Origin of the sequence: Dietzia cinnamea NBRC 102147, from assembly GCF_001571065.1 — a bacterium.
Lineage (GTDB): Bacteria > Actinomycetota > Actinomycetes > Mycobacteriales > Mycobacteriaceae > Dietzia > Dietzia cinnamea.
In genome coordinates this window covers 1-11243 of the sequence record NZ_BCSW01000073.1, presented here as the reverse complement: position 1 = coordinate 11243, position 11243 = coordinate 1, and the positions used below count along the sequence as shown (strand labels likewise).

The 11243-nt window shown below is 69.8% G+C and carries 14 protein-coding genes; 10 read left to right on the top strand and 4 right to left on the bottom strand.

Annotation, left to right across the window (positions count from 1 at the left end; genetic code table 11):
* Nucleotides 1-317: 317 nt before the first annotated feature.
* Complete coding sequence (locus tag DCI01S_RS18210) at nt 318-572, bottom strand: pyridoxamine 5'-phosphate oxidase family protein (RefSeq protein WP_311199403.1); 255 nt, start codon at nt 570-572, stop codon at nt 318-320.
* Between the two features lie 98 nt (nt 573-670).
* On the opposite strand from DCI01S_RS18210, the gene ectA reads away from it, so the two are divergent.
* The 4 genes from ectA (at nt 671) to DCI01S_RS15165 (ending at nt 4201) form a co-directional block, all read left to right on the top strand.
* Entirely contained in the window at nt 671-1183 is a 513-nt protein-coding gene (ectA, locus tag DCI01S_RS15180; RefSeq protein WP_061230004.1) for a diaminobutyrate acetyltransferase, read from the top strand.
* 68 nt (nt 1184-1251) lie between these two features.
* Nucleotides 1252-2547 carry a diaminobutyrate--2-oxoglutarate transaminase gene (ectB, locus tag DCI01S_RS15175; RefSeq protein WP_061230003.1) on the top strand — a complete coding sequence of 432 codons (1296 nt, stop codon included), beginning with the start codon at nt 1252-1254 and terminating at the stop codon, nt 2545-2547.
* Nucleotides 2548-2603: 56 nt separating this feature from the next.
* Entirely contained in the window at nt 2604-3026 is a 423-nt protein-coding gene (locus DCI01S_RS15170; protein WP_061230002.1) for an ectoine synthase, read from the top strand.
* Between the two features lie 341 nt (nt 3027-3367).
* The gene (locus DCI01S_RS15165; RefSeq protein WP_061230001.1) at nt 3368-4201 is read left to right on the top strand and encodes a PIG-L family deacetylase; all 834 of its coding nucleotides are present in this window, start codon (nt 3368-3370) and stop codon (nt 4199-4201) included.
* Between the two features lie 12 nt (nt 4202-4213).
* Here the strand turns inward: DCI01S_RS15165 and DCI01S_RS15160 are convergent, their stop codons facing one another.
* Complete coding sequence (locus DCI01S_RS15160) at nt 4214-5233, bottom strand: DUF2332 domain-containing protein (RefSeq protein WP_061230000.1); 1020 nt, start codon at nt 5231-5233, stop codon at nt 4214-4216.
* A gap of 121 nt (nt 5234-5354) precedes the next feature.
* Here DCI01S_RS15160 and DCI01S_RS15155 point away from each other — a divergent pair, with 121 nt between their 5' ends.
* From DCI01S_RS15155 to DCI01S_RS15135, 5 genes are read left to right on the top strand one after another with little or no spacing between them, the layout of a single operon-like run.
* Nucleotides 5355-6425, top strand: a complete 1071-nt coding sequence (locus DCI01S_RS15155) for a glutathione S-transferase family protein (RefSeq protein WP_061229999.1) — start codon at nt 5355-5357, stop codon at nt 6423-6425.
* Between the two features lie 32 nt (nt 6426-6457).
* The gene (locus DCI01S_RS15150) at nt 6458-7024 is read left to right on the top strand and encodes a GtrA family protein (protein WP_061229998.1); all 567 of its coding nucleotides are present in this window, start codon (nt 6458-6460) and stop codon (nt 7022-7024) included.
* A gap of 8 nt (nt 7025-7032) precedes the next feature.
* Nucleotides 7033-7773, top strand: coding sequence for a trimeric intracellular cation channel family protein (locus tag DCI01S_RS15145; protein ID WP_061229997.1), 741 nt, complete (start codon nt 7033-7035; stop codon nt 7771-7773).
* Between the two features lie 9 nt (nt 7774-7782).
* Nucleotides 7783-8478, top strand: coding sequence for a hypothetical protein (locus tag DCI01S_RS15140; protein WP_061229996.1), 696 nt, complete (start codon nt 7783-7785; stop codon nt 8476-8478).
* Nucleotides 8479-8538: 60 nt separating this feature from the next.
* Nucleotides 8539-9183 (top strand): DNA-3-methyladenine glycosylase I, encoded by a 645-nt coding sequence (locus DCI01S_RS15135; protein ID WP_061230005.1) that lies wholly within the window; start codon nt 8539-8541, stop codon nt 9181-9183.
* Between the two features lie 25 nt (nt 9184-9208).
* Here DCI01S_RS15135 and DCI01S_RS15130 read toward each other — a convergent pair whose 3' ends face one another.
* A complete protein-coding gene (locus tag DCI01S_RS15130) occupies nt 9209-10507 on the bottom strand; it encodes a glycoside hydrolase family 3 N-terminal domain-containing protein (RefSeq protein WP_061229995.1) in 1299 nt (432 codons plus the stop codon).
* 99 nt (nt 10508-10606) lie between these two features.
* Nucleotides 10607-10750 carry a hypothetical protein gene (locus DCI01S_RS17350; RefSeq protein WP_007631416.1) on the bottom strand — a complete coding sequence of 48 codons (144 nt, stop codon included), beginning with the start codon at nt 10748-10750 and terminating at the stop codon, nt 10607-10609.
* Nucleotides 10751-10783: 33 nt separating this feature from the next.
* On the opposite strand from DCI01S_RS17350, the gene DCI01S_RS15125 reads away from it, so the two are divergent.
* Nucleotides 10784-11243, top strand: a 460-nt coding sequence (locus DCI01S_RS15125) for an amino acid permease (RefSeq protein ID WP_156482622.1), incomplete at its 3' end; no start/stop codon positions are given.

Genomic DNA, 11243 nt, shown 5'->3' with positions numbered 1-11243 from the left:
AAGGCGGGGACGTAGTCAGCGCCGGCGGCCAGGGCCGACGAGCCCGGCCGCGGCGAGGCGAGGTGGCGAGTTCGCGAGTCAGCCCTGGTAGCGCTCGGGCTCCTTGCCGAATTCGAAGCTGAGGCCGGTGAGATGCTCCGGGGTGATTTCGACGACGATGTACTTCAGCGTGGGGATCCACGGCTTGAGGTCGAGTTCCTCGGCCCGGTTGATCTCATCGAAGCTCTCGAGGCTGCGGGCTCACCCTCGGGCCACGACCGACCAGGCGTGACGGCCCTCCACGTGATCGACCTCGAAGAGGACCTCGGGGTGCACGGTCAGGCCGGCGAGTTTGCTCCCCCCGCGGTGCGGAAGAGGATCTTGCCGTCCCTCGACATCGCGTGGTTGACGGGGAAGATCTCAGCGCGGCCCCCGGTGACGGTGACGAGTCGGCAGAGGGAATCTGGGGCCAAGAGTTGGAGGCAGCGGGCCTCCTCGAGATCGGTGATCGGCCTGTCGTCGATCGCCCCATCGCCCCACCGGAAGCGGGCTCGTGGGGTCCCCCAGAACGGGCGCTGGGTGACTGACCTCACTCCACGTCGGCCACCTGCGCACTCATCGGCGTTTCAGGTAACAACTCGAGGAAGGTAGATGCAACAACGGGGTTGCGTCACTACGGTGGAGAGCGATTATGAACCCAGGAGAACGAGAAGTACCCCGTACCCCTGATTCGTCCGACGCGGTGTTCCGTGTGCCCACGGCGGCTGACGGAACCCGCATGTGGGAGATCGCCCGTGACAGCGGCGTCCTCGACCTCAACTCCTCCTACGCCTACGTTCTGTGGGGCGCCGAATTCTCCGAGAGTTCGGTCGTGGTGGAGGTGGAAGGTCGGGTCGTCGGCTTCGTCACCGGGTTCATCCGCCCCTCCGAGCCGGACACGATCTTCGTGTGGCAGGTCGGCGTCGACGCCGACCAGCGCGGCAAGGGTCTCGCGGCCCGGCTTCTGCACAGTCTCTTAGACCGGCTGGCCGAACGCGGCGTCGTGCGACTGCGAACCACCATCAGCCCGGATAACGAGGCGTCGCAGCGGACGTTCGGCGCCGTGGCCCGCGACAGGGGGATGACCCTGTCCAGCGAGGACTACCTGAGCTCCGAGCTGCTCGGAGAGGGTCACGAGCAAGAAGACCTCTACACGATTTCCTAGACGAGGGCGCGCGGGCCGCCCGGCCCACAACCGCCGCCCGCACCTTCCCCATTGGAGTGATCAGGACAATGACCGAGCCCACCCACGACACCAGCACCAACACGGAGATTTTCGACGATCGCGAATCCGAGGTGCGTAGTTACTCGCGTAACTGGCCTGTGGTGTTCGACACTGCAAAGGGGGCGACGCTCCGGACCGTCGACGGAGACGAGTACCTCGACTTCTTCGGTGGCGCCGGCGCCCTGAACTACGGCCACAACGACGAGGACATGAAGACCGCGCTGCTGGAGTACATCTCCCGCGACGGCGTCACCCACTCGCTCGACAAGTACACCGTCGCCAAGCGGGCCTTCCTGGAGACCTTCTCAGAGAAGATCCTCGAGCCGCGCGGCCTGGACTACAAGGTGATGTTCCCCGGGCCGACGGGCACCAACGCCGTCGAGTCGGCGCTGAAGCTGGCCCGTAAGGTCACCGGCCGTGAGGCCATCATCAACTTCACCAACTCGTTCCACGGCATGACCCTCGGGTCGCTCTCCGTGACGGGTAACTCGATGAAGCGCGCCGGCGCCGGCATCCCGCTCGTGCACGCCACGCCGATGCCGTACGACAACTACTTCGGCGGCGTCACCGAGGACTTCCAGTGGATGGAGCGCGTCCTCGTCGACTCCGGTTCGGGCATGAACCGCCCGGCTGCCGTCATCGTCGAGTGCGTCCAGGGCGAGGGCGGCATCAACGCCGCACGCGCCGAGTGGCTGCGCGCGCTCAACGAGCTGTGCGTCCGCCACGACATCCTGCTTATCGTCGACGACGTCCAGATGGGCTGCGGCCGTACCGGCGAGTTCTTCTCGTTCGAGTTCGCGGGCATCAAGCCGGACATCGTCACCCTGTCCAAGTCGATCGGCGGCTACGGCCTGCCGCTGGCCGTGACGCTCTTCCGTCGCGACCTCGACGAGTGGACCCCGGGCGAGCACAACGGTACATTCCGCGGCAACAACATGGCCTTCGTCACCGCCGAGCTGGCACTGCGCAAGTACTGGTCCGACGACCAGCTGCAGAACCGCACGCTCGAGAACGGCCGCATCCTCCGCGAGCGCTTCTCCCCGCTGGTCTACAAGTACGAGGGCAAGCTCGAACTGCGTGGCCGTGGCATGGCGTTCGGGATCGCGTTCCTCGAGAACCCCGAGCTCGCGGCGCAGGTCATGGCGCGTTGCTTCGACAACAAGATGCTCGTCGAGACCGCCGGCCCGAGCGACGAGGTCGTCAAGTTCCTCGCCCCGCTCACGCTGACCGATGAAGAGCGCGACCGCGGCATCGAGATCTGCTACGAGGCCGTCGACCACGTCCTCGCCCAGCAGTACGGCTGAGCCAGCAGTACGCCTGAGAACCGCAGACCACCAACCCCTCGACGAGGAGGCACCGCATGATCGTTCGCACCACCGCAGAGATCACCGATACCGACCGCCACATCAAGGGCAACAACGGTAACTGGGAGTCCAAGCGCATCGTCCTGGCCGACGACCGCGTCGGGTTCTCGTTCCACGAGACCACCATCGCCGCCGGTACGACCAACGATTTCCACTACGCCAACCACGTCGAGGCCGTCTGGCTGACCCGCGGCAAGGGCACTCTGCGTGACCTCACCAACGGCAAGGAGTACCCGCTCGAGGCGGGCACGATGTACCTGCTCGACGGCAACGAGAAGCACCAGGTCATCGTTGAGGAGGAGATGCAGATGCTCTGCGTCTTCAACCCGCCCGTCGTGGGCGACGAGAACCACGACGAGAACGGCATCTACCCGCTCCTGCGCCTGCAGGACGACGGCACCGTGGTGCGCGAGAAGTAAGCCCCACGCCGCACTCCCCGGCCCGTTTCGTTCAGTCCGAGCGAAACCGGCCGGGGAGTTGCTCGTTCCGGGGCACTAGCTGGAACGAGCAACAGGTATTGATGCCCGTCCACCAGCGATCATCGGGGCGGGATCGGGTGGGCTTCGAGCTCGCCGGAGACGTCGGCGGACTGTGGAACGTCGACGCGGCCGACACCCGGCACTGCGAGACCTGTTCCGCTGCGACTCCGAGGTCGTGCGCGTCGAACCGATCGGGCCGAGGCTGACGCCGGGGAGCTCTCGACCGCACTCCGAGGCGCGGGCGTCGACACGGCGAGGCTGAACCAGGGCAGAATATCCGGGTGTCGACGATAGTGTTCCTGCACGCCCATCCCGATGACGAGACCTCGCAGACCGCCGGGATGATGACCCTGGCTGCCCGCAGGGGGCACCGGGTGGTGACCGTGTTCGCCACCGACGGCGACCACGGGGAGCGCCCCGAGCACCTCGGCCCCGACGGTGACCTCGTCGAACACCGGCGCGAGGAGGCGCGGGCCGCGGCGGCCGTGCTGGGCGTGGCCCGCATCGACTGGCTGGGCTACCGCGATTCGGGGATGACCGGCTGGGAGCAGAACGACGACCCGCTCTGCCTCCACCGCGCCGACATCGACGACGCGGCCGCCCGGGTGGCGCGGATCCTCGACCGCGAGGACGCCGACGTCCTCGTCGGCTATGACGATCACGGCAACTACGGTCACCCCGATCACATCGCCGTCCACCGCATCGCCCGACGCGCGGTGGAGCTGGCCGCGCGCCGACCGCGGCTGCTGGAGGCCACCACGAACCGTGACGCCCAGCTCGCCATGCTCGACAGTCCCGAGGCCACCGAGTTCCTGCGCATGCTCGCGGTCGGCGGCACGGAGCTGGACCCGGACCAGCTGCGGGCGATGATCCTCACCGGCGACGACGGTCAGCCAGTGGGGATGCCGGAGTCCGAGATCGCGTGGGCGATCGACCTGCCGCAGGACGTGATCGAGACCAAGCGCCGCGCGATGCAGTGTCACGCCAGCCAGACCAGCGACATCGGAACGATGCTGGCGCTGCCGCCGGAGATCTACGCGGTCGCCTTCGGTACCGAGTACCTCATCGAGCCGGGCGCGGAGCAGCCGATGCGCCGCGCGTGGCCGTTCGACTGAGCGCCGGGCGGGTCAGGGCATGTCGAGGGCGCGGACCCAGTCGCCGTGGCCGTGCGCGGTGGCCAGGGGGCGTCCGTTGACGGCGACGACGAAGAGGCCCTTGTGGCGGCGGATCGACTCGGGGACCTGCGCGGCGACGTCGGGTAGAAGGGTCACGCCCTCGACCGAGATCCAGACGCAGCCCAGCTCGGTGACACGGCGGACGAACTCGGCGCGGGCCGGTGGCTCGAGGTATCCGAGCACCGCGGTGTGGAACACCACCGGGGTGGTACCGGCCGGGCAGGCGGCCACGGACTCCTCCAACCGCTCGACGAGGTCACCGGCGAGGATCCGAGGCGGGTCGACGGCCGCGATGTCCAGGGCGGCGTCCAGGCGCGGCCCCCGCTGGTCGTGCTGGCCCGGCCAGATGAGGCTGTGCAGCCAGGCGCGGGAGTCGGGGTCGGTGGGGTCGATCGGCGTCAGGTCCACCCCGCCGCGGTGGGCGACCTCGGGCAGCGAGCGCGGCAGGGGCACGCCGTCGCGTAGGTCGCAGTCGAGGACCGGTGCGCGGGCCCCGGCACCGTCACCGGCACCGTCGGGTCGCAGCTCGTGGGTGCTCCCGCCGTCGACCGTGTATCGGTAGGCGTAGCGGTCCGGGTACAGGCACAGTCCCGCGGAAGCCCCCATCTCCACCAGGGAGAGCGGGCCGGGCAGGAGGGAAAGGAACGGCAGTAGAACCGCGCAGCGCTTGGCCTCGTTGGTCTGGGTGGAGTGGGTGAGCGCGATCCGCTCGATCTCGGCCCAGTGGTCGTGGACGAACCCGCGGAAGGTCGCGTAGTCCTCGGTCTCGGGGGCCCCGGCGTGCCGGGCGGCGGCGAAGAACAGGGCGGGCTGGCGCTTGATCCGGGGCAGCGTACCGATGAGGTCGCCGGTCCCCGGGTCTCCGGCGATCCCGCGGGCCCACGAGAGGTATACGGGCGTTCGTTCGCGGACCTCGTACTCGGCGAAGTCGGAGTAGCGGGAGGGGACGTCGTCGACGTGCGCGGAGTCCATGTCATCAGCGTCGCACACCGACGCGGGACACGCCGTCGACGCGGGAACGGTGGCCTCACTCGTAGGCAGGAGGTATGATTGGTGACGCATCAATAAACTGAGACGATCCTGGGAGCCCCGCATGTCTACCGCGACCGACTTCACCCCCGCACAGAACGCCTCGACCGACGGCGAGTTCGTCCGCGACGCGACGTACATCAACGATCGCGTGGTGGCGGACGTGCCCGCGGGTTCGGACCCGGTCGGCGAGAAGATCGGCGAGATGCGATGGCCGGTCGAGGCCGGCCGTTACCGGCTCATGGCCGCCCGAGCCTGCCCGTGGGCCAGCCGGAGCATCATCGTCCGCCGCCTCATGGGCCTCGAGGACGCCATCTCCCTGGGCCTGGCCGGCCCCACGCACGACATCAACTCCTGGGTCTTCGACCTCGACCCGGACGAGCGGGATCCCGTCACCGGCCTGCACCGCCTGCAGGAGGCCTACTTCAACCGCATCCCGGACTATCCGCACGGCATCACGGTGCCGGCGCTGGTCGACCTGCCCACCAAGTCCGTGGTGACAAACGCGTACCAGCAGCTCAACTTCGACCTCGTCACCGAGTGGACGGCCTTCCACCGCGAGGGCGCGCCCGATCTGTACCCCGAGGAGCACCGCGACGAGATCGACGAACTCGACTCGTGGATCTACCCCACGGTGAACAACGGCGTGTACCGGTGCGGGTTCGCCGCCGACCAGGAGGCCTACGAGGAGGCCTACGACGAGCTGTGGGCGTCGCTGGACCGCCTCGAGGAGCGCCTGACCACCCGCCGCTACCTCGTCGGCGACTCCATCACCGTCGCCGACATCCGCCTGTTCACCACGCTGGTCCGCTTCGACGCGGTCTACCACGGCCATTTCAAGGCCAACCGGTCCAAGATCAGCGAGATGCCTGCGCTGTGGGGTTACCTCCGCGACCTGTTCCAGACCCCCGGCTTCGGCGACACGTGCGACTTCCCCCAGATCAAGGCGCACTACTACAACGTGCACCGGGACGTGAACCCCACCGGCGTCATCCCCAAGGGGCCGGACCTGTCCGGCCTGCTCACCCCGCACCACCGCGAGGAGCTGGGCGGTCGCCCGTTCGGCGACGGGACCGCGCCCGGGCCGATCACCGATCCGTCCGAGAGGGTGCCGGAGGGACACGGCGCGGCCTGACGTCCCCGGGAGAGGGCCTAGACTGGTCGCCTGTGAACCCAGCCCCCGCCGAACTCGGTCGCTATCGTCGCGGCGCCCGGCAGTTCGTCATGTTCGGAATCGTGGGCGGCTCGGGCATGGTCGTCAACATGATCGTCACGGTCTTGATGAACAAGGCCAACGGCGGCACGGCCAACGCGCAGGAGATCCTGTTCCCCATCGCGGGCACGGAGTTCAACTTCCGGTTCACCACGTTGGTGTGGATCGTGGCGTTCCTGGTGGCCAACTTCTACAACTTCCTGCTCAACCGGCACTGGACGTTCGGTAAGGGACACAAGGCGCCGGCGTGGCAGGAGTTCTGGCCGTTCCTGGTGGTGGGGTCGGTGGCGGCGGCCGCGGGCATCTTCATCAAGCTCGCGTTCACCAACCCCACCAGCCCGCTCTACCTGCCGGAGCCGTGGTGGCACGAGGAGGCCGGGATCCACTCCCGGGAGTACTGGAGTCAGCTGCTGACGATCCTCATCACGATGCCGATCAACTTCGTCGTCAACAAGCTCTGGACGTTCCGCGCGGTGCGTAACCGACACCACGCACGCTCGACCGCGAACGCGGTGGTCTAGGACCGACCGTGGAGACGTCGCCGCTGGTCCTGTGGTTCGACCTGATGGGCGTGTTCTTCTTCGCCCTCTCGGGCAACCTGCTGGCCGCGCGCAAGGACATCGACATCACCGGTGGGTTCATCCTGGGCCTGCTCGCGGGGCTCGGCGGGGGCATCATCCGCGACGTCATGCTGGGCGTCACGCCGCTCGCGCTGGCCAAGCCCGTGTACCTCGTTCCGCCACTGGTCGCCGTCGTGGTGGTGTACCTGCTGGGCTCGGTCATCCACCGGGTGCAGACGCTCATCGTGGCGTGCGACGCCGCCGGCCTGGGCCTGTTCTGCACGTTCGGCACGGCGCGCGCGCTGGATCACGGCATGCCGGTGGCCTCGGCGCTGCTGCTCGGCGTGGTCACCGCGGTCGGTGGCGGGTTGATGCGCGACGTGGTGGCCAACGAGATCCCGGCCGTGTTCAGCGGGTCGAACCTGTACGTGATCCCCGCGGCGACCGGCGCCGCGCTCACGGCCGTCGCCGTGTCCACCGATGTGTGGGGGCCGGTATCGGCGACCGTGCTGTCGGTGCTGGTGTTCGCCTTCCGGATGGTCGCGTGGGCCCGACAGTGGCGCGTGCCGGCGCCCGTGCGCACCTGGACCGTGCGGGACCTGGACGTGTTGCGGCGCCGGGAGCGGTCGGTGTTCGGCCGACCGCGCGGCGAGAGGGACGACGGCCTCCGCGACGATGAGTACGACGACGACGAGCTCGGCCGCCGGTAGGGTGACCCGGTGCAGTACTACCTCAGCCTGCTGGGTTTCGCGGCGATCGATTCGCTCAATCTCCTGGCCTTCGCCGTCATCGCGGGGCTGTGGCTGACGTCGGCCGGCCGCGGCATCGCGTTCGCCCCTCGGGCGGCGCGGTTCACCGGGGGCGCGTTCTGCGGGATCGTGCTGCTCTCGCTGATCTCCGTGTGGGTGATCGGCAACAACCAGGAGTTCGTCCGGAGCCTGTTCTACAACCTGTGGGCGATGATCGCGCTGGGCGTGATCGGCCTGGTCATCACCGTCATGGGCCTGCGCCGGCCCGCGGAGGCCAAGGAGGAGAGCGTCGAGGCCCCGCTCACCCAGAACGTCCTGCAGAAATTCGGAATCATGGCCACCGGCATCGCGCTCGGCGTCATCCAGTCGGGGACATCCGCGCCGTTCGCGGCGGGCATGGTGCTCATCTCGTTCGCCGAGAGTCCGTGGTGGTCCAAGCTGCTGCAGATCCTGTTCTTCGCGGTCATCGCGATCCTGCCCAGCACCGGGCTGATCATCGCGCTGTCGCGGGTGCCGTCGGGCAGCATCGGTGCGGCGTCCCGTCGCATCGACCGGTTCCTGTCCTACGGCCGCGTGGCCGGGCGGGTGCTCACCCTGGTCGTGGGCGTGGCGCTGACCGTGCTGGCCGTCGTCCGCATCGTCCAGCTCACCGGGGTGCTGTCATAGTCCGGTCCTAGGGTGACGGCGACCACCATCGCCGGTGGTCCGACCGACGAGGGAGACGACATGCAGATCGACGACGTGCAGATCACCACGACCGCGCCTTCCGGCTCCGTGCTGTGCGAGGACGGGCTGAGGCGGCCCCCGTGGGCGGCGCGGGACCCGCTGCTGCGGGAGTACTACGACACCGAGTGGGGCATGCCCGTCCGGGACGAGGCCGGCCTGTACGAGCGGCTGGTCCTCGAGGGGTTCCAGTCCGGGCTGAGCTGGGTCACGATCCTGCGCAAACGGCCCGCGTTCCGCGAGGCGTTCGCGGGGTTCGCCCCGGACGCCGTGGCGGCCTTCGGCGAAGAGGACGTCGCGCGGCTCATGGCCGACACGCGGATCGTGCGCAATCGCCGCAAGATCGACGCCGCCGTCGCCAACGCGCGCGCCGTGGTCGCGCTGCGATCCGACGGCGGCCTGGTGGAGCTCGTGTGGTCCTACCGGCCGGAGGCGACACCCGAGCCGCGGACCATGAACGAGGTGCCGACCCGGTCGCCGGAGTCGGAGGCGCTCGCCAAGGAGCTCAAGAGACGGGGGTTCAGCTTTGTCGGACCGGTGACGGTCTTCGCCCTCCTGGAGGCCATTGGCGTGGTGGATACGCACCTTGTGGACTCGCACCGCCGCGGCACGTCGGGGGTCTGGGCTCCGCTGCCGGGCGCGGGCTGACCCGGCAGCGGCGCCCCGACCCGGGTCACGCCGGCAGGGGCGCCAGGCCCGCCCGCGGCGGGAGGTCGCGCAACGGCGGGGCCAGCGAACCGTCATGCTCGAGCAACCCGGTGGCGGGGCCGCCCACGCACACCGGGATTCCCCGCAGGGTCGCCATGCGTTCGAGCGACCGGTCCAGCGCCCGCCGGCTGAGGGTGCCGTCGGCCACGGCGCGTTCGACGGCGTCCAGGGTCTCACCGAGCCCGGCCGTCGTGATCCACAGCGGGGAGTCCGCCCCGGCGATGAGGGATTCGGTCACGGCGGTGGGCAGCGCGAACGCGTCGGTCACGGCGCGCATGCCGGACAGGTCGTCGGTGAAGATCGGGCCATCGAAGGGCGGGGCGCCGTAGCCGTGGCCCTCTCGCAGCAGCCGGTACGCGGCGGGCGAGAGCGACGCGGGCCGGTCGACCCCGGTCAGGCCGGGGACCTGCTGGTGGCCGAGCATCATGCCCGCGCCGGGGGTCCGGGCGAGTGCCGCGAAGGGCCGCAGATCGTGGGTCATGAGCTCGTCGAGCGGGGGCACCGTCACCGAGCGGTGGTGACTGTCGCCGGAGGAGCGTCCGTGCCCCGGGAAGTGCTTGAACACCGGGGCGATGCCAGCGTCACGCAGGCCGGCGGCGAACGCACGGGCATAGGACACGACGCGGGCGGGGTCGGGGGAGAAGGAGCGGTCACCGATCACCGCGCCGTCCGGCTGCTCGGACACGTCGAGGGAGGGCGCGAAATCGACGGTCACGCCCATCCCGCGGAGAAACTCCCCTCGGGCGCGGGCAGCCGCCCGGACCTGATCGGGGCTCATGGTCGCGGCCATCACGCGGGCGGACGGCAGCGGGCCGGCATACGGCGCGATGCGGGAGACGCGCCCGCCCTCCTCGTCGATCGCCACGAGCAGGGGTAGGGGCGAGTCGTGCTGCAGTCGGGCGAGCCCATCGCCGGAGACCACCTCGCCCACCACGTCACCGCCGAGGAAGATGCCGCCGATCGAGTGCTGTTCGACCGCTCGACGGGCGTCGGCCATGGAACTCACGCCGACGGTGAACAGCTGGGCGATCCGCTGACGCTGCGTCAGCCCGTCCAGCGGAGATACGCATCCGGGCGGGGGTGCCGACCTGTGGCCACCGGGATCAGCGGCCGGGGCGGCAGTCGCCTGCGGAGCAGGAGCGGCCGGGGCGGCGGCGGTGGGGTCCGAGCCGGGCGCGGCGGGCTCCCCGGGGGCGCACCCGACCAATGTCAACCCCGCAGCGAGGGCGGCCACCGCCACACGGAGCCGGCGGGTGGGGGACACGCCCCCACTGTATCCGGGGTCGACTCGGGGACCGCGCTGGTCCCGCGCACTCCGACCATGGGTGGTGTCCCAGGGGCGCCCGGGCGTCCCGGCATCGGGTCAGCGTCCGACCATCTCGAGCGCTCTGCTGCCGAAATCGATCGCCTGCCCGACGCTGCCCCTGCCGCCGGAGACGTGTTCGGAATTGACCAGCGCCCGGGGCAGGGCTGAATCGCGGCGGGGGACCACGGTCGAGGAGTTCACGTCTCGTCCACCTGCGGCTGCGATGGTGTGTGGATGGACTCGACTCTCGACCGCAGACTGGGGCCGTCCGATGCCGTCGTGGTGGGCCTCGGTGCCATGATCGGGGCGGGCGTGTTCGTGGCGTTCGCGCCCGCCGCCGCACGCGCCGGCTCATGGGTGTGGGCCTCACTCGCGGTGGCCGCCGTGGTGGCCGTGTGCAACGCCCTGTCCTCAGCTCGCCTGGCAGCGCAGTTCCCCGCGGCGGGCGGGACCTACGTCTACGGTCGCGAGTTGCTCGGCCCGCTGCCGGGGTTTCTCGCCGGCTGGGGATTCGTGGTGGGCAAGACGGCGTCCTGCGCGGCGATGGCCCTGACCGTGGGCCTGTACCTCTGGCCGGAGCAGTCCTCGGTGGTCGCCGCGGTGGCCGTGCTGGCGCTGACGGTGCTGTCGGTTCTCGGGGTGCAGCGCACGGCCACGGCGTCGAAGGTACTGGTCGGCGTGGTGCTGGCGGCAC

Bases quoted from the DNA above. Each gene is read 5' to 3' on its own strand.
- ectA (WP_061230004.1), top strand. From the start codon at position 671: ATGAACCCAGGAGAACGAGAAGTACCCCGTACCCCTGATTCGTCCGAC.
- ectB (WP_061230003.1), top strand. From the start codon at position 1,252: ATGACCGAGCCCACCCACGACACCAGCACCAACACGGAGATTTTCGAC.
- DCI01S_RS15170 (WP_061230002.1), top strand. From the start codon at position 2,604: ATGATCGTTCGCACCACCGCAGAGATCACCGATACCGACCGCCACATC.
- DCI01S_RS15160 (WP_061230000.1), bottom strand. From the start codon at position 5,233: ATGGACTCCGCGCACGTCGACGACGTCCCCTCCCGCTACTCCGACTTC.
- DCI01S_RS15155 (WP_061229999.1), top strand. From the start codon at position 5,355: ATGTCTACCGCGACCGACTTCACCCCCGCACAGAACGCCTCGACCGAC.
- DCI01S_RS15135 (WP_061230005.1), top strand. From the start codon at position 8,539: ATGCAGATCGACGACGTGCAGATCACCACGACCGCGCCTTCCGGCTCC.